Origin of the sequence: Plantibacter sp. ME-Dv--P-122b (assembly GCF_030209375.1) — a bacterium.
Lineage (GTDB): Bacteria > Actinomycetota > Actinomycetes > Actinomycetales > Microbacteriaceae > Plantibacter.
The window spans coordinates 135,497-157,027 of sequence record NZ_JARVSC010000004.1 but is presented as its reverse complement, the minus strand read 5'-3'; the positions used below and the strand labels follow the sequence as shown (position 1 = coordinate 157,027).

At 70.2% G+C, this 21,531-nt stretch carries 22 protein-coding genes; 11 read left to right on the top strand and 11 right to left on the bottom strand.

From position 1 onward, the window contains the following. Positions 1-211: 211 nt before the first annotated feature. Genes QRN19_RS10900 through QRN19_RS10890 form a run of 3 tightly spaced genes read right to left on the bottom strand, consistent with a single transcriptional unit; the run spans position 212 to position 4,835 of the window. Positions 212-1,180 carry an NAD-dependent epimerase/dehydratase family protein gene (locus tag QRN19_RS10900; protein WP_285026902.1) on the bottom strand — a complete coding sequence of 323 codons (969 nt, stop codon included), beginning with the start codon at positions 1,178-1,180 and terminating at the stop codon, positions 212-214. After that, positions 1,177-3,855, bottom strand: coding sequence for an alpha/beta fold hydrolase (locus QRN19_RS10895; protein ID WP_350224036.1), 2,679 nt, complete (start codon positions 3,853-3,855; stop codon positions 1,177-1,179). The genes QRN19_RS10900 and QRN19_RS10895 overlap by 4 nt, the downstream gene beginning before the upstream one ends. Next, the gene (locus QRN19_RS10890) at positions 3,849-4,835 is read right to left on the bottom strand and encodes a 3-oxoacyl-ACP synthase III (RefSeq protein ID WP_194718740.1); all 987 of its coding nucleotides are present in this window, start codon (positions 4,833-4,835) and stop codon (positions 3,849-3,851) included. Before QRN19_RS10890 ends, QRN19_RS10895 begins: the two co-directional genes overlap by 7 nt. Before the next feature lie 228 nt (positions 4,836-5,063). On the opposite strand from QRN19_RS10890, the gene QRN19_RS10885 reads away from it, so the two are divergent. Next, positions 5,064-6,137 carry an ankyrin repeat domain-containing protein gene (locus QRN19_RS10885; RefSeq protein ID WP_285026901.1) on the top strand — a complete coding sequence of 358 codons (1,074 nt, stop codon included), beginning with the start codon at positions 5,064-5,066 and terminating at the stop codon, positions 6,135-6,137. 78 nt (positions 6,138-6,215) lie between these two features. Further along, positions 6,216-7,442 carry a pyridoxal phosphate-dependent aminotransferase gene (locus tag QRN19_RS10880; protein WP_285026900.1) on the top strand — a complete coding sequence of 409 codons (1,227 nt, stop codon included), beginning with the start codon at positions 6,216-6,218 and terminating at the stop codon, positions 7,440-7,442. A gap of 33 nt (positions 7,443-7,475) precedes the next feature. Here QRN19_RS10880 and QRN19_RS10875 read toward each other — a convergent pair whose 3' ends face one another. Continuing rightward, positions 7,476-8,117, bottom strand: coding sequence for a YitT family protein (locus QRN19_RS10875; RefSeq protein WP_285026899.1), 642 nt, complete (start codon positions 8,115-8,117; stop codon positions 7,476-7,478). A 91-nt stretch (positions 8,118-8,208) separates the two neighbouring features. On the opposite strand from QRN19_RS10875, the gene QRN19_RS10870 reads away from it, so the two are divergent. Further along, positions 8,209-8,700 carry an Lrp/AsnC family transcriptional regulator gene (locus tag QRN19_RS10870; RefSeq protein WP_285026898.1) on the top strand — a complete coding sequence of 164 codons (492 nt, stop codon included), beginning with the start codon at positions 8,209-8,211 and terminating at the stop codon, positions 8,698-8,700. A gap of 5 nt (positions 8,701-8,705) precedes the next feature. On the opposite strand, the gene QRN19_RS10865 is transcribed toward QRN19_RS10870, so the two are convergent. Next, complete coding sequence (locus QRN19_RS10865; protein ID WP_285026897.1) at positions 8,706-9,941, bottom strand: MFS transporter; 1,236 nt, start codon at positions 9,939-9,941, stop codon at positions 8,706-8,708. An 83-nt stretch (positions 9,942-10,024) separates the two neighbouring features. On the opposite strand from QRN19_RS10865, the gene QRN19_RS10860 reads away from it, so the two are divergent. Further along, positions 10,025-10,339 carry an ArsR/SmtB family transcription factor gene (locus QRN19_RS10860; protein ID WP_285026896.1) on the top strand — a complete coding sequence of 105 codons (315 nt, stop codon included), beginning with the start codon at positions 10,025-10,027 and terminating at the stop codon, positions 10,337-10,339. Between the two features lie 62 nt (positions 10,340-10,401). Further along, the gene (locus QRN19_RS10855) at positions 10,402-10,758 is read left to right on the top strand and encodes a DUF7882 family protein (RefSeq protein ID WP_285026895.1); all 357 of its coding nucleotides are present in this window, start codon (positions 10,402-10,404) and stop codon (positions 10,756-10,758) included. 284 nt (positions 10,759-11,042) lie between these two features. On the opposite strand, the gene QRN19_RS10850 is transcribed toward QRN19_RS10855, so the two are convergent. Beyond that, positions 11,043-11,564 carry a MarR family winged helix-turn-helix transcriptional regulator gene (locus tag QRN19_RS10850; protein ID WP_285026894.1) on the bottom strand — a complete coding sequence of 174 codons (522 nt, stop codon included), beginning with the start codon at positions 11,562-11,564 and terminating at the stop codon, positions 11,043-11,045. A 131-nt stretch (positions 11,565-11,695) separates the two neighbouring features. Here QRN19_RS10850 and QRN19_RS10845 point away from each other — a divergent pair, with 131 nt between their 5' ends. Genes QRN19_RS10845 through QRN19_RS10830 form a run of 4 tightly spaced genes read left to right on the top strand, consistent with a single transcriptional unit; the run spans position 11,696 to position 13,554 of the window. Further along, positions 11,696-11,998: a hypothetical protein gene (locus tag QRN19_RS10845; protein ID WP_285026893.1), complete on the top strand. Its 303-nt coding sequence runs from the start codon at positions 11,696-11,698 to the stop codon at positions 11,996-11,998. A 7-nt stretch (positions 11,999-12,005) separates the two neighbouring features. Next, positions 12,006-12,557, top strand: coding sequence for an RNA polymerase sigma factor (locus QRN19_RS10840; protein ID WP_285026892.1), 552 nt, complete (start codon positions 12,006-12,008; stop codon positions 12,555-12,557). Then, positions 12,554-13,171, top strand: a complete 618-nt coding sequence (locus QRN19_RS10835; protein ID WP_285026891.1) for an Asp23/Gls24 family envelope stress response protein — start codon at positions 12,554-12,556, stop codon at positions 13,169-13,171. The genes QRN19_RS10840 and QRN19_RS10835 overlap by 4 nt, the downstream gene beginning before the upstream one ends. Further along, positions 13,171-13,554: a hypothetical protein gene (locus tag QRN19_RS10830; protein ID WP_285026889.1), complete on the top strand. Its 384-nt coding sequence runs from the start codon at positions 13,171-13,173 to the stop codon at positions 13,552-13,554. Before QRN19_RS10835 ends, QRN19_RS10830 begins: the two co-directional genes overlap by 1 nt. Positions 13,555-13,560: 6 nt before the next feature. Here QRN19_RS10830 and QRN19_RS10825 read toward each other — a convergent pair whose 3' ends face one another. Then, complete coding sequence (locus tag QRN19_RS10825; RefSeq protein ID WP_285026887.1) at positions 13,561-14,499, bottom strand: DMT family transporter; 939 nt, start codon at positions 14,497-14,499, stop codon at positions 13,561-13,563. A 72-nt stretch (positions 14,500-14,571) separates the two neighbouring features. Between QRN19_RS10825 and QRN19_RS10820 the strand changes: the two genes are divergently transcribed. Together QRN19_RS10820 and QRN19_RS10815 are read left to right on the top strand one after the other, a co-directional pair. Continuing rightward, complete coding sequence (locus tag QRN19_RS10820) at positions 14,572-15,495, top strand: LysR family transcriptional regulator (RefSeq protein WP_285026885.1); 924 nt, start codon at positions 14,572-14,574, stop codon at positions 15,493-15,495. Positions 15,496-15,585: 90 nt separating this feature from the next. Beyond that, positions 15,586-16,767, top strand: a complete 1,182-nt coding sequence (locus tag QRN19_RS10815; protein WP_285026884.1) for an alcohol dehydrogenase catalytic domain-containing protein — start codon at positions 15,586-15,588, stop codon at positions 16,765-16,767. Positions 16,768-16,922: 155 nt separating this feature from the next. Here the strand turns inward: QRN19_RS10815 and QRN19_RS10810 are convergent, their stop codons facing one another. The 4 genes from QRN19_RS10810 to QRN19_RS10795 all read right to left on the bottom strand — a co-directional run bounded on the left by QRN19_RS10810 (position 16,923) and on the right by QRN19_RS10795 (position 21,378). Continuing rightward, entirely contained in the window at positions 16,923-18,359 is a 1,437-nt protein-coding gene (locus QRN19_RS10810) for a glucose-6-phosphate dehydrogenase (protein ID WP_285026882.1), read from the bottom strand. A gap of 155 nt (positions 18,360-18,514) precedes the next feature. Further along, positions 18,515-19,528 (bottom strand): LacI family DNA-binding transcriptional regulator, encoded by a 1,014-nt coding sequence (locus QRN19_RS10805; RefSeq protein WP_138945928.1) that lies wholly within the window; start codon positions 19,526-19,528, stop codon positions 18,515-18,517. Between the two features lie 73 nt (positions 19,529-19,601). Then, positions 19,602-20,504 carry a carbohydrate ABC transporter permease gene (locus tag QRN19_RS10800; protein WP_079000706.1) on the bottom strand — a complete coding sequence of 301 codons (903 nt, stop codon included), beginning with the start codon at positions 20,502-20,504 and terminating at the stop codon, positions 19,602-19,604. 4 nt (positions 20,505-20,508) lie between these two features. Next, complete coding sequence (locus tag QRN19_RS10795) at positions 20,509-21,378, bottom strand: carbohydrate ABC transporter permease (RefSeq protein ID WP_285027071.1); 870 nt, start codon at positions 21,376-21,378, stop codon at positions 20,509-20,511. Positions 21,379-21,531: the final 153 nt, after the last annotated feature.

Genomic DNA, 21,531 nt, shown 5'->3' with positions numbered 1-21,531 from the left:
CCTCGGGATACGCGAACATCTCGCCTATCACGTGTTCCGCTCGACGACACGGATGCCGCCAACCGGTAACATGCTCACTACCGGGCTCCCTCGCCCGGGTGTGGCCCAGACCCCGCCGCCGCTTCATGTCGGCCCACGGGTGTCTGGATGTGCGGCGGCGGGGGCTGGTACGCAGACGCTGCCAGTGGTCCGGGACCGACTCGTCTCCGGCTCAGGCGCGGTAGTGCGCCGCCAGGCGTTCGAGGCCCTCGTCGATCGAGACCGCCGGTGTCCAGTGCAAGGCCGCGCGGGTCTGGCGCTGGTCGAACCAGTGAGCGGTCGACAGCTGTTCCGCGAGGAAGCGCGTCATCGGCGGCTCATCGGCGCCGGGGCGGATGCTCCACAGGCGCTCGACGAGCCCACCGGCAGCTCGGGCGACGCCGGCGGGGACGCTGAAGGCGGGCGGCTTCACGCCGGCAGCACGACAGATGCCCGCGAGCAGCTCGCCGACCGGACGCGGCTCGCCGTTCGTCACTACGAATGCCCGCCCGTGTGCCGTCTCCGCGTGTTCGAGGGCCGCCGCGATGGCCGACGCCGCGTTCGCGACGTACGTGCTGTCGATGAGGGCTGTCCCGTCGTCGAGCAGGGGCAACCGTCCGCGGCGCGCGCGGTCGACGATGCGCTCGACGAGCTGCGGATCGCCCGGACCCCAGACGAGATGCGGCCGCACGACGACGACCGCGAAGCCGCGACGGTCCCGCGCGAGGGCGAGCAGCTCGCCCTGCGCCTTCGTCCGCGCATACTCCCCGCGTGCTGCGTCCGGGTCGGCCGGTTCCGCGCCGACACCCACGAGCGCCGAGCCTCCATGCGCGACGGACGGCGACGAGATGTGGACGAACCGTGAGACGCCCGCGGTCTCGGCCGCGTCGAGGACGACCTCGGCCCCGGCGACGTTGACCCGCTCGAACTCCGCCGGGTCGCCCGCCAACGAGACCTTCGCGGCCAGATGGACGACCGCGTCGACACCGTCCATCGCCGACTCGACGACGGCCGCGTCGGTGATGGATCCGCGCACCTCCTCGACGTCGGTGAGGGCGGATGGCCCACGCTGCAATACCCGGACCCGATGTCCGTTGCGGAGTAGCTCAAGGGCGACCTCACGGCCGAGCATGCCGCTCGCGCCGGTGACGAGGACCGTCACGGGGTGCTCAGCCGTTCACCGGCCAGGGTGCCTTCCGCCCACACCGACAGGCGGGTGCGGTCGATCTTGGAGTTGTGGCGGATGTCGGTCGGCAGCTCGGGTACGACGAACACCGCGACGAGCGGCTGCGTCGAAGCGTCGCGCACCTGTGCTGCGAGGTCGGCGTCGGCGAGCTGGACCCGCTTCGTGCCCGTGGTCGTCTCGACGATCGCGACGCACTGGCGGAGGCCCTCGGGCCCGACACCGACGACGGCGGCACGGCGAACGAGCGGCACCGTCTCGATCGCCTGCTCCGGTCCGACCGGAGCGATCGGGCCGTCCTGAGTCGCGATCACGTGCGGCAGGCGGCCCTCGATCCAGAGGCGGCCATCGGCGTCGAGATGCCCGACATCGCCGGTGCGGTGCCAGCGCCCGCCCTCGGCCACGTCGCGGACGGCGGCCCGATCGGTCAACCAGAGACGGTCGTACTGCGACTTGAGGTGCTCCGCCGAGATGATGACCTCACCCAGGCGGTCGGCGTCCTGCGTCGGCGCACCCGTGGCGCGGCCGGCCTCGTCGAGCGGGCTGATGCGCACGTCGACACCACCGATCGGCGTCCCGACGCACACGCCCGTGTGCTCGGTGTCCTCGTCGGGCAGCGTGTCGAGGGTGATGTCCGAGACGAGCAGGCATTCGGTCATGCCGTAGACCGCGTGCGCGGAGGCGTTGGGCAGGACACCCACGAGCGCGGTGAGGAGCTGTCGGCTGACGGGTGCGCCCGTCGAGAGCACGGTCTTGACGCCCTGGAGCGCCTGACGGTCCGCACTGTCGAGCGCGTCGGCCGTCGCGACCACGTTCAGGATGGCGGCTGGCGAGAGGAAGACGATGTCGGCGTCCGTCTCGGCCACGGCGGCAGCGACCGCCCGGGCGGTGAGCGTCCGGGGCGCCGAGATGTCCATCTCCGGCGTCGAGGAACGGGCTCCGAGCGCCGGGCCGAGCAGCGCGAACGGCGCGAACCCGGTGACGAGCCCGGAGTCCGCGGTGATCGCGAAGTGCTCCGACAGGACGTCGCGCAACGACGACAGCTGGGCGTGGGTGTACTTCACACCCTTCGCCGGGCCGGTCGATCCCGAGGTGTAGAGGATCGCCGCGAGGTCGGTCGGGCCGGGTTCGCTGGGCAGCTCAGGCGTCGTACGGGTGTCGAGCAGGTCCTTGAGGCTGTGCGAGACGCCGAGGGCCGCTGCGGTCGCGCCGGGGAGACGGGCCGCCGAGATCTTCACGCCCGGCCAGCCGAGTGCCCGCGCGGCGGCGAGCCCCTTGGTCTCGCCGATGACGTAGGACGGCCATGCCCCTCGGACCGCCTGGGAGAGACCGCGTACGCCGAGTCCGGCGTCGGCGACCACCACGACCGCGCCGATGCGCAGGCAGGCGTAGATCACGGCGGTGAGCGTGGCGCCGGGGGTGACGAGCAGGGACACGCGGTCGCCTCGCCGGACACCGATGCGGTGCAGACCGGCGGCCAGGCGCGTCACGCGGTCGTCGAGCTGCCGCCAGCTGACGCGACGAGCCGCACCCGCCCCGCGCTGTTCGACGATCGCGTCGCCGTCGTCAGTGCGCCGCTCGTCCAACCGCCGCCAGAGTGGTTCGAAGTCGGGCTGCTCGGTCGCAGCGGCGGCGGACTCCACCGGCACCGCTGCAACAGGCGCACCCTGCGGCAGGCTGTCGTCGAGCCACGTGAGCAACGACTCCGCGACCGGGGCGTCCTCGATGACGAGGTGACCCGCGCCGGCGAAGCGGTGGACCTCGGCGTGCGGGAGGCGGTCGGCGAGGTCGTCGAGGTAGCGGTCGCTGAAGATCGGATCGCGCGGACCCCACAGCATGACCGCCGGGACGCGGAGCTGGGCGACGTCGTCGGCGAGGCGCTCGAGGCGCGGGAAGCTGACATGCTCCGGGGTCGCCGGGATGTCGGCGACGAACGCGCCGATGCCGCGACGGCGCGCAGGGGCGGAGTACGGGCTGCGGTACGCGTCGCGGACGTCGCGGTCGAGCGGTGGGGACGCGAGCGACAGCGTCGTGTCGAGGAAGGCGGTCGTCTGGACCGAGCCGGCGCCGAGCATGCCGCGAGCGCCGGCGAGCCGCAGGGGCGCGGGGATCGGGGTGCCCTCCGGGTGGTGCACGGCCGTGTTGAGCAGCATCGACCCGACGAGGAGCTCCGGGTGCTCGGTGGCCCAGCCGAGGGAGACGACACCGCCCCAGTCGTGACCGAGAGTGACGACGGGACCGGTGAGGCCCAGCGCCTCGGAGAAGGCTGCGAGGTCGGCGATCCGCTGTTCGAGGGTGCGGGTGACCTCCGTGCGCTCCGACCAGCCCATCTCGAGCTGGTCGACGGCGACGACGCGCCAGGCGGTCCCGCCGGCCTGGGCCTGCTCGACGGACCGGGTGATGAGCGAGCGCCAGAGGTACGACCAGGTCGGGTTGCCGTGGACGGCGAGGACGGTGCCGACCGGTTCGACACCGGCGTCGCTGAGCGCGTCGGTGGTGTCGAGGTAGTGCCAGTTCCTCGTCACGCCGTCGTCCGCCAGCCGACCGGGGACGTCGATGCGGTGCGAGTACCGCGCGGGCAGGCCCGGCAGACCGGCGGCGCGCACGCCCATCGTCCGCAGCCCGATGTTCGCGGCGACCGTGCCCGCTACCACGCGAGCTCCATCAGGCCGGTGTTCAGCCCCGAGCCGACGCCCATGAGGAGGACGCGGTCGCCCTTGTTCAGGGTCGACTGCTGATCGGCGAGGGTGATCGGGATGGAGGCCGGTCCGACGTTGCCGAGGTAGGGATAGGTGACCGGCACGCGACTGCGGTCGAGCGACGCGGCCTTCACCATGGAGTCCGTGTGGATAGACGACACCTGGTGGGTGATGTAGCGGTCCATCTTCGACCAACGCCACGAGTCGCCGGCGGCTTCCTTCCAGGCGGAGACGACGAGGTCGAGCCCGCCCTTGAGGAGCGCTCGGGCGTCGGTGAACATGCCGTCGACACTGCCGACGCAGAGGTGGTTGAACTCCGTCGCCGCGCGGGTGACGCCGCCGAGGATGCGGTGTCCCTCGGGGTGACGGTCGGCCGGCCCGATGACGGCGGCGGCGGCCCCGGAGCCGAGGGTGAGGGAGGCGAACTCGCTCATGAAGTCGTCGCGGTCGATCGTGCTGCCGCTGAGGCGCTCGATCGTGTTGGCGTGCACCTCGCTCGCGTCCTCGCCGTTGACGATGAGCGCGTACTCGATCTGGCCGGACTCGATCATCGCGGCCGCCATCGTCATGCCGGTCACGAAGCCGAGGCAGGCGTTGGCGATGTCGAAGTTGATGGCCGAACTCGGCAAGCCGAGGCCGTCGTGGATGCGGACGGCGACGGAGGGCTCGAGGTGCTGCCTCGTCACCGAGGTGTTGATCATGAGCCCGATCTGCGAGGGCGAGATACCCGCCTCGGCGAGCGCACGTCGACCGGCCGACACCGTGGCGTCGTCCGAGTTCTCGCCGGGCCCCCAGTGCCGTCGCTCGACCACACCGGCGACGCGTCGCAGGATGCCCTTCGGGAGGCGGGCGCGTTTCATCGCGGCCGCGAGGCCCTCTTCGATCTCGACCGAGGTCACCACTGCGGACGGCAGCGTGCTCGCCACCGACAACATGGCCACATTGTCGAATCGGGTAGTTGCGTTTCCGGTCACGATTCCTCCGTGCCTCTGACCAGGCAGTCTTGACCGCCAGCGTCTGACGGTACTCCTCTACCCTGAACGTGGACGAATCGTGTCCCCGTTGTTGACAGCGGGTGCCCAGCGGGACAGCGCGCGGGGCGTCCGCCTAGGCTGGTGGACGCGGCCCACTCCGCCGGTGCCGCCTGATCGGAGGATGTCCCGATGGTGGTCCGCCCCTACTGGTTGAAGCGCGCGAGCATCGAGGACTTCGAGGCGGCCTACGACCCCGGGACGTGGCCCTCGTACACCGATTCGACCGGCCTGCCGCTCGTGGCCGAGGCGATGTCCAACCAGGATCCGGCGACCCGTGCGTTCATCGTCGGGCGGCTCCTCGACGACGGTGCGGACGCGACGGTCGTCCTCGACGAGGGGTACACCCTGCTGCACGTCCTGCTGGCGCAGCGTGCCCGGGACCCCGAGGTCGACCCTCCACTGATCCGCCGCCTCATCGCCGCCGGCACGGACGTGAACCGACCCGCCGGACGACACCAGCGCCGCCCGGTGGAGGAAGTCGACCACCCGAAGCTGTCTGCCGAGGAGCTCGAACCCTACTACCGTGCGTTCTTCGACCAGCCGGGCCTCGAGCTCCTCGCGCCCGACCCGCACGGGCGGTCGGTGCTCGACCGGGCGCGCTCGAGTCGCTTCCGGCGCCCGCAGCTGTTCGACCTGGTGACGGCGTACCTGGACGCGGCCGGACTCGCTCCCACGGATGAGGCCCTGACCCGCACGGCGACCTGGCAGAACCTCGATGAGATCCGTGCCGTGTACACCCCTGGACTCGCGTCCGCCATCGACGAGAACGGCGACAGCCTGCTCCACGCCGTCCTGCGCAACCCTGATCTCGCCGTCCGCTCCGCGCTCGTCCCGCAGCTGCTGGCCGACGGTGCCGACGTCACCCTCCGCACCGCCGAGGGTGACAGCGTCCTCCACCTCGCGCTCGATCGCTCCGGTGCGCGCGAGGCGGAGCAGGACGCCCGGGTGCTCCGCGCACTCATCAGCGCGGGCGCCGATGTCAATGCGTCGTCGCCCTCGAACGGCGTTCCGCTGACCGCGCTCGCCGGGCAGGGCAACTTCCCCGAGGGGCGACTGGAACCGCTGTACGACGCGCTGCTCGCCGCACCTGGCCTCGACCCGACCGTCGTCCTCGCCGACGGCCGAACCGCGCTCGACGTCGTCCGCACGGCACGTCCTCCTCGTCCGGTGCTCCTCGCCCGCCTCGAGGCCCTGGTCGACTGACACCGGAGCCGACCGCGGGAGCCGCGATCCCCGAATCGGCACTGCCACGCGCGCAGGTCACCGCAGTAGCCTGTGGGGATGACCACCCGCCGCACCCTCGACCAGTCCTCCAAGCTGAAAAGCGTCCTCTATGAGATCCGGGGGAAGGCCCTCGTCGAGGCCGTGCGTCTCGAGGCCGACGGGCACCGCATCCTCAAGCTCAACACCGGCAACCCCGCCATCTTCGACTTCGAGGCACCGCACCAGATCGTGCGCGACATGATCGCCGCGCTCCCCCACTCCCACGGGTACAGCGACAGCCGCGGCATCCTCTCCGCACGCCAGGCCGTCTCCTACCGCTACGAGGAGATGGAGGGCTTCCCGCGGGTCGATCCGGAGTGGGTGTTCCTCGGCAACGGCGTCTCCGAGCTCATCACGATGACGATGCAGGCCCTGCTCGACGACGGCGACGAGGTCCTCATCCCCGCACCCGACTACCCGCTGTGGACGGCGATGACGAGCCTCGCGGGCGGCACCCCGGTGCACTACCGCTGCGACGAGGAAGCAGACTGGGCGCCGGACATCGAGGACATCCGCTCCAAGATCACGCCGAACACCAAGGCGATCGTCGTCATCAACCCGAACAACCCCACGGGTGCGGTGTACTCCCGCGAAGTGCTGGAGCAGATCGCCGGGGTCGCACGCGAGCACGGGCTGCTGCTGCTCGCCGACGAGATCTACGACCGCATCCTGTACGACGACGCCGTCCACATCCCGATGGCGACCGTCGCCCCCGACCTCCTCTGCCTGACGTTCAACGGCCTGTCGAAGACCTACCGCGTCGCCGGCTACCGGTCCGGCTGGCTCGTCATCACGGGGCCGCGCGACCACGCCAAGGGCTTCCTCGAGGGCATCACCCTCCTGGCCTCCACGCGTCTGTGCCCGAACGTGCCGGCGCAGCACGCCGTGCAGGCGGCGCTCTCCGGCGTGCAGTCGATCGACGCCCTCATCGCGCCGAGCGGCCGTCTGCTCGAGCAGCGCGACGCCACCTGGGCCGGCCTCAACTCGATCCCCGGTGTCTCCTGCACCAAGCCCATGGGTGCCCTCTACGCCTTCCCGCGCCTCGACCCCGAGGTCCACGAGATCCACGACGACGAGCTGCTCGTCCACGATCTGCTCGTGGCGGAGCACATCCTGCTCGTCCAGGGCACGGGCTTCAACTGGCCGGACCCCGACCACCTGCGGGTCGTCACCCTGCCGGAGGAGCGTGTCCTCACCGACGCGATCGAGCGACTCGGCAACTTCCTGTCGTCCTACAAGCAGTAGGCACGGCGGGCACGCGCTCGAACGTCCGGTCCGCTACACCCCGAGGTAGCGGCCCGGCCGGTGGTTCAGCGCGAGGATGAGATTGAGCAGGACCGCGCCGAGCGCCGAGACGAGCACGTTGAGCGGCGGCACGGCCACGAGCGACACGAGCACCACCACGGTGTCGACGGCCATGAGGACGTAGCCCGCGCGAATGCCGAACCGGTCCTGGAGGATCAGTGCCGCGATGTTGAACCCACCGAGACTGGCTCGGTGTCGGAACAGGATGAGGATGCCGACGCCGCAGAGCACGTTGCCGACCACGGCCGCGTAGAACGGGTCGATGTGCCCGACCGGCAGGAACAGCGGGTGCACCCCCGACAGGACGGACACGAGCACGATCGCGCCACCGCTCCGCAGCGTGAACACCCAGCCCTTGCCGCGGATGGCGAGCAGGAAGAACGGCAGGTTGATCGCGATGAAGAGCACCGGGAACGGCACGGGCGCGAGGTAGCTGACGAGGAGCGACAGGCCGGCCGTCCCGCCGGTCACCGCCGATCCCGCCTTCAGGATGAACAGCCCGAACGACACGACCGTGACGCCGACGAGGAGCCCGAGGATGTCCTCGACCACCCCGTGTCGGATGGGCGACGCCGTCTGGACCGGCGAGGCGGGTGTCTGCTGCTGGGTGCTCATTCCGCCAACGATGCGTCAGCTCATCGTCTTGCGCAACACGAGTAGAGTGCAGTGGTCATCGTGCTCGATTCCCAGCCTGAGAGTGAGCAACATGCCTCATCCCGCGACCATCGACCACCTCGACGCGCGCATCCTGACCGCGCTCGATGACGACCCGTCCATGACGGCCCTCGCCCTGGCACGCACCCTCGGCGTCGCGAGGAACACCGTCCACGCCCGCCTGCGCCGACTCGAGACGAGCGGCGCACTCGGCGCTCCGAGTCGCCGGGTGCGACTGTCGGCGCTGGGCTACCCCCTCACCGCGTTCATCGAGATCTCCATCCGGCAGGACCTCGCGACCGAGGCCTACGCGGCCCTCGAGTCGATCCCGGAGATCGTCGAAGTGCACGCGACCACCGGAGACGCCGACCTCTTCGCGAAGGTCGTCGCGCACGACACGGAGGACCTGCACCGCATCGCCGGAGTGCTGCTCGCGGCGCCGGGCGTGGTCCGGACGAACACGAAGGTCTCACTCATCGAGGTCATCCCCTACCGCGCGTCGACCCTCCTCGATCGCCTCGCCGAAGGGCTGTCAGTGCACTGAAGCCGTCAGCGCGCTGACCGGGCACGCACCACGGCGGCCGTGCCCGCGGCGATCGCGACGACCGTGCCGTAACCGAGCACCGTGGCGTGGAGCCCGATGGCCGAGGCGAGGAGACCCGCGATGACGGCCGGGATCCCGAAGGACAGGTAGGCGACGATGTACAGTGCGGCGAACAGCTCAGCGCGCTCGTCGGCCGGCGCGAGCGGGACGAGCGAGGCGATCGTGCCCATGAACGCCGTGCCGAAGCCGGTGCCCGCGATCACGACGGCCACCACCGCGATCGGGAGCGACCCGAGGATCAGCGCGACGAGCAGGAGGACGGTCCCGGCGGACAGTGCGGACGCCCCGTAGACGGCCGCGACGAGGGGTCGGCGACGGTGGAGCGCCGCGGCCGCGACCGCCCCAGCGGCCGGCAGCAGCCCGATGAGCAGCGCACCCCCGAGCTGGCCGTCGACGCCGAGTTCCGTGTGCATGATGCTCGGCCCGAGGGAGAGGAAGAGCCCGCCGGTCGCCCACCCGCCGAGGACGATCGGGATGCTCACGACGAACAACCGTCGGGCATCGACGGGGACGGCTGCGCGGGGCCGGATGGCACGGGCCCATCCGGGAGCGCGGGCGGAGGTCTCCGGCACGATCCAGATGGACGCCGCGATGAGGAGATAGGCGACCGCCAGCGGCAGGAACGTCCAGCTCGACGGATCGGCGACCGTCTGCAGCAGGACGCCCGCGAGGATCGTGCCGGCGGCGAGACCGATCATCGGTGCGATGGCGTTCAGCAGGGTCGCCGCTCGTGGCCGCTCGGGCGGGGCCAGATCGATGATCGTCGCCGACAGGGTCGAGAGCAGCGCCCCACTGGCGAGCCCTTGGAGCACGCGCGCGAGGTACAGCAGTGCACCGGAGTCGACGTGCCAGAGGAGCAGCATGCTCGCGGCGAGCACGACGAACCCGGCGGTGATGACCGGGCGGCGTCCGAGGTGGTCCGAGACCGAGCCGATCGTGAGGAGCGCGACGAGCAGGGCGAGCGCGTAGGCCGAGAAGGCGATGGTGACGCCGATCGGGCCGATGCCGAGCCGTTCCTGGAGCTCCGGGTAGAACGGTGACGGAGCGCTGGCGCCCGCGAGCATGAGCGTGCTGCCGAGCCCCGCGAGGACGAAGCCGAAGCGACGGCGCGGCAGCACGGGCGCGCCAGCAGCCGCGGTGGGCACGGGTCGGGTCTGGGGTGACGGGGTCGTCGTCTGCACGGGGCGGGCATCCTTCGGTTCCAAAAATATCGAACGGTTGGACGATACGCGGTTTCCGCCGATTGTTCAACTATTATCGAACCATGCCTGCACCAGCCGATCTCACGCACCCCGACCGCGAGGCGATCGAGCTGCCGGCAGTGCTCTTCGCGCTCAGCGATCCCGACCGACTCGAGATGGTGCGGCAACTCCGGGACGGCCCGATGGACGCCGCCAACTGCACCGCCCTCGACCCCACGATCCCGAAGTCGACGAAGTCCCATCTCATGAAGGTCCTTCGCGAGGCCGGCGTCATCCGGAACGAGCCGAACGGTCGCCACCGCACGCTCACCCTGCGGCGTGACGACCTCGACGCCCGATTCCCCGGCCTCCTCGACGCCGTCCTCGACGCCGACTGACCGGTGCTCCCACCCCTCCGGTTCGCAGCTCGTGAACAGGAACTGCCAGAATTGTCGGCGCGGTGATCGACCGCACAGACGACGACAGGGGGCTGGGGAACATGGGAACGCTGCGGTACGGGAACGAAGCACTCGAACTCGAGGACCGGACCCTCGCCCATGTGCAGATGGTCGTCGTCTCGAAGCTCCGCAAGGGTGAGGCGTTCCTCCTCTCGTGGACGATCGACCCCGCACACGGCTCGGGGCGCTACGCGATCTGGATCGAGACCGGCGTCCCCATCGTCTTCCGGTTCACCGGCTCCCGCCCGGTCGCACTCAACCGCGCCTGGTTACAGGCCATGCTCGACCGCACCTACACGCCGGCGGGGCTCGAGCTGATGCCGGAGACCGACCACCCGGAGCCGTCCGCCGACGACTGAGGCGCGGCCACCGGCACGATCCCGAGTAGCACAAGCGGTCCGACCGTTCAAGCATCGGCCGTCCGACACGTGCTCGATTACCATCGGATCATCGAAGGTCGGGGACTTCTGAGAGTCGGCTCGAGCGGTGCCTGGAGGGCCCGCAGCGCGCGGTCGAAATCGTCGAAGACATTCGGAGGCGGGTCACACGGATCAGACCGTGCGGCCCGCCTCGCTGTTTCCCCTGAGACCAGGTGGGGAAGACCGAGTGGCCTCCCGGCGCATCGACGGCTGAGTGCCGCGGCTCAGTGCCGCGGCTGCCCCTCGGGCTCGGTGCGGTCGATCGAGTCGACGGCCTCGCGCATGCGGTCGAGGAAGTCGACGATGCCTGCCGCGATCTCCGGTTCGATCCCGGTGGTCGCCTCCATCATGCGGTGGTGCATGTGACTGAGCGTCTTGCGGACCTCGGCGTCGGCGAAGTCGGTGGTCGAGACGGTGACACGGCGACGGTCGGTCTCGCTGGGCTGACGGACGACGTGGCCCGCCGCCTCCAAGCGGTCGAGCATGACCGTGACCGATGAGGTCTTGATGCCGAGGTAGGCACCGAGGTCCGTCGGGCTGACCAGGCGGTGCTCCTGCTTGGCGCGCAGCATGAAGCGCAGCGCGAGGAGGTCGTTCTCGCCCATGTGCATCTCGTCGCGCGTCCGACGACGCATGGCAGCCTCGGCGGCACGGTACAGACGCATGGCCTCGAGCATGCGTCGGCCACGCTCGTGCTCGTCCTGTTCGTACCAGTAGTGCTGCGCGTCAACGGCTTGGGCGGTCATGAAGTCCAACAGTAGTGGGTCTCGTAACGAGATTGTCTAGCGGAGTCCGGATCCCGATGTCAAGTGGGGTACATGCAGACGCATGAATAACTAGATTCTCTAACAACACGAACGTTGAGCAAGGAGCAATCATGAGCACGGTGTTGGAGCGAGGCACGGGGACCGCGGTCGCCTGGGCTGAGCCGGATGCGACCCTCTGGGTCGCCTCGGTCGACGGCGAGTACGCCGGCATGGTCGAGTTCCGGGACGGCCGCTTCGTCGCAGCCTCGAGCACCGGCAAGGACCTCGGGGTCTTCGTCTCCTTGCTCCGCGCCAAGGAGGCGGTGGAGAACGGCCCGGCGAAGACGCCCCAGTTTCCGTATGTCGCCGCGGTCGCCGCGTCCGCGATCGTGTCCGCGACCGCTGTCGCGTTCACCGCGTTCGCCGTCCTCTAGCCACTCCGTGAAGCGCTCGCTCGACGTCCTTCCGGACGGCATCCTCGCCGAGCGCGCGGCCGACGGAGACGCCACCGCCTTCGAGGTCCTCGTCTTCCGGCACGGTTCCCTCATGCGCGCCTACGCCGTCCGCGTGCTGGGCAATCAGTCGGAAGCGGAAGACGTCGTGCAGGACGTCCTCATCCAGGCGTGGGGCCAGCTGGACCGGCTGAACGACCCGAACGCGGTGAAGTCCTGGCTGATGCGCATGGTCTCGAACCGGGCGATCGACCGCATCAGACGCCGCCGCGAACACATCGAGATCGAGGATTGGAATGCCCCCGCCCCGTCCCATCAGTCCCCGGAACGGGTCGTCGAGGTGCGCATGCAGATGAGCGCCCTCGCATCAGTCCTCGACCGCCTGCCCGCCATGCAACGCGAGTGCTGGATGCTCAAGGAGACGGGCGGGCTGTCGTACGTCGAGATCGCGGAGTCGCTCGGCGTACCAGCGTCGACGGTGCGTGGGCAGCTCGCGCGGGCCAGACAGACCGTGCTGCGGGAGATGGAGGTGTGGCGATGAACGACGACGACCACGAGTCCATGCTCGACGGCCTGGCCGGCGCCGACCTCGACGGGCACACCATCGACGAGCTTTCCGACTACCTCGACAGCGGCCGCGAGCCCCTCGACCCACACATCGAAGCCTCCCCCGGCTGCCAACTCGCCCTCGACGCCCTCCTCCGTCTGCGCACCCAGACCTGGGCGCTGCTCAAGTCGGAGGCGGCGACGCACTCCGAGCAGGACCGCTCCTGGATGCACGCGGTGCTCCAGAACATCTCGCTCGAGGCGCACGCCGGTCGGGACATCCCGCTCAGGCACCCGGACCCCGAGGTGCACCTGCGCATCACGGAAGGCTCGGTCCGCACCCTGATCCGCGGAGTGGGCGACAGTGTCAGCGGGGTCATCGTCGGTCGGGTCCGCCTCGACGGCGATGTGACGACCCTGGACGCACCCATCACGGTGGCGATCACCGCCTCGGCCGCATTCGGCAACAACCTCGAGCGGCTGTCGCAGCTCATCCGGGATCGCGTGGTGGCGGAACTGGCCACGCACACCGAGCTCAACGTGGTCGCCGTCGACGTCACGATCATCGACATCCACACGCAGCGCGTCGCCGGGCCGGAGGACTCCTGATGGACACCGAAGCCGCACTCTCGCAGCAGCTCAACGCCGTCCTCGCCGCGACACCGGGGGTGACGACGGTCTACGCGTCCGGGTCGCCGATCCGTGCCGTCTTGAGGACGGTCGCCGACGCCGTCGGTCGTACCGACGAGGCGCCGACGAAGGTGGCCGTCGGTCGTGGAGTCGACGGCGCGCTGACGATCGGCGTGACCATCGGCGTGACCGACGGGACTCCTGTGCCGACGACCCTGCGTCTCGTCGGTGATGCGATCCGCGGGGTACTCGCGACGTCGATGGCGGGGACGCCGATCCACGGGATCGACGTCCGCGTGTGCCGGATCGAGGACGCAGCGCCGCTGGGGACGCCGCTCACGAGCGCGGTGACCACGCTGTAGACCCCGTCAGACAGGCGCCGGCTCCTGCTGCACCGTGGGTGCCGTGCCGGTCGTCCTCGCCCGGTGGCGGCGTTCGATCGCCTGGCCGACATAGCTCGCCACAATGATCAGCGCCGCTCCGAGCGCGCCCAGCGGGCCGATCACCTCCCCCGCGATGAGCACGCCGACGAGGAGCGCCCAGACGGGTTCCGTCCCCATGAGGATGCTCGCACGTGAGGCCGAGGTCCGCCGCACCGCCCACAGCTGGACGACGAATGCGAACACGGAACACAGGAGACCGAGGAACAGCACGTCCAGCCAGCCGCGCACGTCGAGTCGGGTGACGGCTGCGGCGAGTCCGTCACCGGCGATGAGACTGAACGCCCCGGCGCACACGAGCATCTGGACGAAGACCACGCCGAGCGTGCTGTCGGTGCGACCTCGGGTCAGGTGCGCGCTCGACGTCACGTGCACCGCGCGGACGACCGCGGCGGCGATCACGAGCGCGTCGCCCGCGGTGGGTGCGCGGAAGCCGCCGTCCGACACGAGCAGCGCGACACCGACCACGGCTGCGACCGCGGCGACGAAGTAGGACCTCGGGAGCCAGGACCGCGACGCGACACCGTCGAGCACCGGCGTCATGACGAGCGCGAGGCTGATCAGCAGCCCGGCGTTCGTCGCCGAGGTCAGGTGCACGCCCCACGTCTCGAGGCCGATGATCGCGGCCTGCGAGCAGCCGAGACCCGCCGCGATCAGCAGGCCCCGTCCGCGCGGGAGCCGCTCCCGCCGCACGAGGCAGATGAGCCCGATGGCGATCACCGCCACGAGGAACCGCAGGGCGACCGCGGCCGGCACACCGGTGACGGCGGCGAGGTCCTTCGCCGCGAGGAAGCTGGCGCCCCACACCGCCGCGACCCCGACGAGCAGCACGTCGACGATGAGTTCGGAGGGTGCGCGGCGGGCCATGCCGCTACTCTCCAGGAGACGGACACGACAGAACAACAGGCAGTGTCTGGATCGACGATGAAGGAAGAACTTATGGATCCCGTGCGCCTCCGCCTCCTCCGCGAACTCGGCGACCGTGGCAGCGTCGCCGCGGTCGCCGCGGCCATGCACGTCAGCGCCTCAGCCGTGTCGCAGCAGCTCGCCGCATTGCAGGCCACCACGCCGGTGCCGCTCACCGAGAAGCATGGACGTCGGCTCGTCCTCACGGAGGCCGGCGAAGCCCTCGCGGTCGCCGCCGCGCGCGTGGAGGAGGCACTCGCCGAGGCCAGGGACGCCGTGGGCTCCTTCCTCCGGCACGAGCAGCGCCCCGTGAGCGTCTCCGCATTCCACAGCGCGGGGCTGGCGTTCTTCGGACCGCTGCTCGACGCCGATCCCATGCCTGACGCCGATGCGACCCGTCCGGTTCCGCAGATGCTGCTCGCCGATGCCGACGTCGCGCAGGACCGGTTCGCCGGCCTCACGGCGGACTACGACCTCGTCATCGCCCACCGCCTCCCGCACGAGCCGGCGTGGCCGCTCGACCGCCTCGTCGTGACCCCGCTGCTCGTCGAACCCCTCGACATCGCGATGCATGAGACGCACCCGCTGGCCGCACGGTCGGAGGTGCGACCGGAGGACCTGCGGGACGAACGCTGGATATCCACGCACGAGGGGTTCCCGTTGGCGGGCGTCCTCCACCATCTCGGCGCGCTGAGCGGCCGGGCGCCGCGGATCGACCACCGCATCAACGAGTTCTCGGTCGCCGCCCAGGTCGTCCGCACGGGGGCTGCGATCGCGGTCATGCCGCGCACCACGGCGGCACCGTTGGCCGTCGACGGCATGGTCCTCCGGCCGGTCGCCGGCGCGGTCCTCGTCCGGCACGTCGACGTCCTGGCGAGACCGGAGGCGATGGCGCGGTCCGCTGTCCGGTCGGTGCTCGCCAGCCTCCAGCGCGTGGCCGCCGACGCGACACGCTGAGCTCGTATCAGCCCTCCGACGAGACGTCCACCCCCAGTCGACCGACGCCCGGGAGGCGCAGGGTGGACGGACAACGACGAAGGAGCATCCATGCGCGCACTCACGTACCAGGGTCGCCGGTCGGTGTCGGTCGAGACCGTCCCGGACCCCGCGATCACCGCCCCCACCGATGCGATCATCCGTGTCACCTCGGCAGCCATCTGCGGCTCCGACCTCCACCTCTACGAACTGTTCGGCCCGTTCCTCGACCGCGGCGACGTCCTCGGCCACGAGACGATGGGCGTCGTCGAAGCCGTCGGCTCCGAGGTCACCCGCGTCGCGGTCGGCGACCGGGTCGTCATCCCGTTCACCATCGCATGCGGCGAGTGCTTCATGTGTCGCAACGGGCTGCAGTCGCAGTGCGAGACGACCCAGGTGAAGGAGCACGGCAGCGGCGCCTCCCTGTACGGCTACACGAAGCTCTACGGCCAGGTGCCGGGCGGACAGGCCGAGTTCCTGCAGGTCCGCCTCGCCGACGCGAACTGCATCGTCGTCGGTCGCGACCTGCCCGACGAGTCCTACCTCTACCTGAGCGACATCCTCCCGACCGCCTGGCAGGGCGTCGAGTACGCCGAAGTGCCGGACGGCGGCTCGATCACCGTGCTCGGCCTGGGCCCGGTCGGTCAGCTGGCGGCTCGCATCGCCAAGCACCGCGGCCTCGAGGTCTTCGCCGTGGACCCGGTACCGGAGCGCCGTGCCCTCGCCGAGCGATACGGCATCCGTGCTCTCGACCTCTCGGACGACGTGGTCGCTGAGCTCCGGGACGCCACCGGCGGACGCGGCCCGGACGGGGTCGTCGACGCCGTCGGCATGGAGGCCCACGGCTCACCGATCGCTGCTGCAGCACAGACGGCCGTCGGTGTGCTGCCCGACGCGATCGCGCGACCGGCCATGGAGCACGCCGGCATCGACCGGCTCGCCGCCCTGCACACCGCGCTCGAGCTCGTCCGCCGTGGCGGCGTCGTGTCCCTGAGCGGCGTCTACGCCGGTGAAGCGGACATCATGCCGATGAAGTCGATGTTCGACAAGCAGGTCTCGCTCCGGATGGGTCAGTGCAACGTCGCCCGCTGGATCCCGACGCTGCTCCCCCTCGTCGAGGACAGCACCGATCCGCTCGGCGTGCTCGACCTCGCCACCCACCGGGTGCCGCTCGCCGAAGCTCCGGCGATGTACGAGACCTTCCAGAAGAAGGAGGACGGCTGCATCAAGGTCGTCCTGAAGCCGTCGGCGTAGCTGCAGTTCTCGGCGTGACCTGACGGCACCGAGACGGCTGCATCACGGTCGTCCTGAAGCCGTCGGCGTAGCGACTCCTGGTACGAAGCGACCCGCACCGGATCACCGGCGCGGGTCGTCTCATTTCAGGCGGTCAGCAGTGCGTCAGGGCCCGGTCACCAGTCCGACGGACCGGCACTCCCCGCCTCGTACTCCTCGAGCGGCGTCTCGCCAGCGGCCCAAGCGGTGACGACCGGGGTGACGATGCGCCAGCACTGCTCGGCGATGTCGCCGCGCACCGACAGCAGCGTGTTCTCCTGCAGGAGGCCGGCGAGCACCTGCGCGTAGGCGCTCAGGGTTGCCGCGCCCGGGTCCGCCTCGAGCTCGACCCGGCGTAGGCCGTCGACGTCGTCGGCACCGGTCACGATGAGGTCGAGGTGCACCGCGCCGCCCTTGAGCGACATCCGGAGGACGGTGTCGGCGTGTCCGTCGGGAGCGTCCAGTCCGGTCGGCGCCGCCGAGCTGCGGAAGTGCACGGCGACCTCGCGGCGAGGCTCACCGATGCCCTTGCCGGAGCGCAGGACGAACGGCACCCCCTGCCAGCGCGGGGTGTCGACCTGGAGCAGGAGCTGTGCGAGCGTCTCCGTCTCGCGGGAGGCGTCGACGTCGGGCTCGTCCACATAGGAGGGGAAGAGCCGGTCGCCGACCCGGCCCTCGGTGTAGCGGGCGCGACGGGCGGTCGACGGGTCGTCCTTCCACAGTCGGACGGCGCCGAGGACCTCGGCGATGCGGTCGTGGACGTCGGTCGGCGTCACCGCGTCGGGCCGCTCCATCGCGGTGAGGGCGAGGACCATCAACAGGTGGCTCTGCAGCATGTCGCGGAGCGCCCCGGTCTGGTCGTAGAACGCCGCACGCCCCTCGAGCCCGAGCTCCTCGTCGTAGAGGATCTCGACCTTCTCGATCTGATCCGCGTTCCAGCCCGCCTCGAGGAGTCGGTTGCCGAAGCGGAGGCCGAGCATCCCGAGCACGGTCGCATTGCCGAGGAAGTGGTCGATGCGCCACAGCCGCTCCTCCGGCACGACCTCGGCGAGCGCCGCGTTGAGCGCCTGGGCGTCGGCGAGGTCGTCGCCGAACGGCTTCTCGATGGCGATGAGGAGGTCGTCGGGCAGGTCGATCTGCGCGAGCGCCTCGGCGACCTTGCGCCCGGCGGACGGTGGGAGCGCGATGTAGAGGATCGGCGAGCCGGTGCAGGCGTCGAGCAGTGCACGCAGTTCGTCGGGGTCGGAGGCGTCGGTGGGGATGAACTCCGTCGTCGACACCAGCGCCTCGACGGTCCGGTCGCCGATGCCGGCGTCCTCGAGGCTGGCGCGGACGGTCGCACGCCACTCCTCGTTCGGCTGCGGGGTGCGGGCGGCACCGATGATCTGCAGCGAGATGTCGCGGGCGGCGTCGACGACCTCACCGAGGCCGGGGATCAGGAGCCGCTTGGCCAGGTCGCCGTTGGCGCCGAGGATCGCGATGGTGCGCTTCGTCGGTTCCAGCGACTCCGCGTCCGGGATGCCGGGTACGGTGTCGGGATCGGGCTGGGTGGTGGTGTCGGACTGGTCGCTCATGGTTCCATCCTGACCGAGCGACCGCCGATCGTCGTGGGGTTGCGCGCGCCCGCACCCCGGTCACTGAGCCGCACTCGGTCACTGAGCCTGTCGAAGTGCGCCCTTCGACAAGCTCAGGGACCGGACGGGGAGCTCAGGGACCAGACGCCGCCAGCTCACGCGGAGTCGCGGACCACGAGTTCCGTCGGGAGCGTGATCGCCGCGGGCCGCTCGCCTTCGATGACCTGCAGGAGGAGGCGCACCATCTCGGCGCTGATCCGCTCGAACGGCTGGCGCATCGTCGTGAGGGCGGGATCGGTGCCGACCGCGATGCTCGAGTCGTCGAAGCCACCGACGGCGACGTCCTCCGGCACGCGTCGGCCGGCCGCCTGCAGAGCGTCGATGGCTCCCGCGGCCATGCGGTCGTTCGCGACGAAGACGGCGTCGATCGTCGGGTCGGCCTCGAGCAGCTCGCGCATCGCCGCTTCACCGCTCGCGCGGCCGTAGTCGCCGTGCCGGACGAGCCGGTCGTCGAACGCCTCGCCGAGTTCGAGCCGGTAGCCCTCGAGCCGGGTGACACCGCCCGGGGTGTCCTCGGGTCCGGCGATCGTCGCGATCCGCTCCCGACCGAGGCCACGCAGGTGCGCCACCATCTCCCGGGCGCCCTCGAGGTCGTCCGCGGCCACATAGCCGAGCCGCTTCTGGAACCCGAGCGGGATGCCACAGGCGATGGCCGGCACCTTCGAGTCCACGATGTCGCTGATGAGCCGCTGTCCGCTGTGCGCCGAGACGAGCAGCACGCCGTCGACGTGACCCGCCTCGATGTAGGCGAGAGCGCGCTCCTGCTCAGCGGCACTGCCCGCCATGATGAGCACGAGCGACAGCTGCCGTTCGGCGAGGGCCTGCGCGGCTCCCGTCAGCAGCATCGAGAAGTTGGGGTCCTCGAAGAGCAGCTGGTGGTCCTCGGTGAGCAGGAACGCGACGGATCCGGTGCGGTTCGTCGCGAGGCTCCGCGCATGCGGGTTGACACGGTACCCGGTCTTCCGGATGGCCGCGTCGACGGCAGCCTTCGCGTCCTGGCTGACCCAACGCCCGCCGTTCAGCACCCGTGACACGGTGCCGCGGGAGACGCCGGCGGCCTCCGCGACGTCGTCGATCGTCGGGCGCCGACGGGACGGGACGGTGGTCATCCCGTCAGCCTAGTGCTGAGGCTTCGCGCGCGACGGCGGCGGCTCCTGCTGCCGTCGCGCGGGCTTCGGCGGCTCACGCCTTCACGGCACCGGCCGCGAGGTCCACCCGCCAGAAGCGCTGCAGGATGAGGAAGATCAGGATGAGCGGCACGATGGCGAGCAGCGCACCCGTGATGACGAGGGTGTACAGCGCCGGGGCGGAGGCGCCCTGGTTGAGCAGCCCGTTGAGGCCGACGGTGATCGGGAACAGCGAGTCGTCGCCGAGCATGATGTACGGCAGCATGAAGTTGTTCCAGATGGCGACGAACTGGAACAGGAAGATCGTGACGAGTCCTGGCAGCATCATCGGCATCGCGATACGTCCGAAGATGCGGAACTCTCCCGCACCCTCCGTCCGCGCCGCCTCGATGACGTCGGTCGGCACTGCCGCGGCCGCGTAGATGCGGGCGAGGTAGATGCCGTAGGGGCTGATGATCTGCGGCAGGAGCACGCCCCAGAAGGTGTTCGTCAGCCCGACGTTCGCGAGCAGGAAGTACTGCGGGATCGCGAGGATGACCCCCGGCACGAGCACGCCCATGAGCAGGATACTGAAGACGGTGCGCTTCCCCGGGAAGTCGAACTTGGCGAGCACGTAGCCCGAGATCGCGGAGACCCAGGTGGAGGCGATCGCGCCGATGCCCGCATAGAGCGCCGTGTTGACCATCCAGCGCCAGAAGAGTCCGTCGCGGTACTGGGTGAGCTCGACGATGTTGTCGAACAGATGGGTGCTCGGCACGAGGGTGAACGTGGAGAACAGCTCGCCGCTGCTCTTCGTGGACGCCATGAGCACCCAGAAGACGGGGAAGAGGCAGTAGATCGCGCCGAGGATGAGGATGCCCGTCGAGATGCCGCTGGGCCGGTCGGAGCGCATGGTCGTACTGCCCGCGCGTTCGCGGCGTCGCGCACCGGCGGGTCGGTCGAGTCGAAGCGTGGTCATGGTGTCAGTCCTCCTGACCGAAGGCTCGCTTCTGCACGACCCGGAGGAAGAGGAAGGAGACGATGAAGGTGGCGACGGCGATGATGATCGAGGTCGCGGCGGCCGAGTAGATGTCGTCACGGGTGAACGCGTCGCGGTAGACGAGCATGAGCGGCGACCAGCTCGTGGAGAGGCTGTTCGTGAGCGGCCGCAGCGTCGTCGGCTCGGCGAACACCTGCAGGGTGGCGACCATGGAGAACAGGGCCGTCATGACGAGCGCGGGGGCGACGATCGGGATCTTGATCCGCAGCGCGATCTGGATCTCGCTCGCACCGTCGATGCGGGCGGCCTCGTAGATCTCACTCGGCACGGCCTTGAGCGAGGTGTAGATGACGATCATGTTGAAGCCGACGCCACCCCAGAGGGCGATGTTCGCGATGCCGAAGATGATCGTGCCCGAAGACAGAATCTCCGGGGCGTTCCAGCCCAGGCTGTCGAAGATCGCGTAGAAGGGGCTCACGGCCGGGAGGTAGAGGAAGCCCCAGAGCAGCGAGCTGATCACGGCGGGCACCGCGTACGGCAGGAAGATCGAGATGCGGGAGAACGAGACCGCCCGGGTGCGACGGGAGTCGAGCAGCAGTGCGAAGAGCAGTGCGAGTCCGAGCATGCACGGGATGAGGATGAGGCCGTAGAGCAGCACCCGTCCGACACTCGCCGCGAACTCCGGGTCGCTGAACGCGCCGAGGTAGTTCTCGAAGCCGGCGAACGCGGTCGTCCGTGCTCCGGATCCGAGGCCGAGGCCCGAGACCTGCTTCTTCTGGAAGCTCAGGAACAGCGTGTAGACGATGGGTGCCGCCATGAACACGAGGAACAGGATGATGCCGGGGGCGAGCATCGCGTACGGGATGAGCACCCGACTCTTCAGGTTCTTGCGCGATCGGGCCGGCGGGCGCAAGCCCGTGGTCGGATCCTGGGTGGGCCGGATCGTGTCCAGCGCGGATGGTGCAGCCATGCCGATTCCTTGGGTCGAGGGCGTGGAACGGGGATC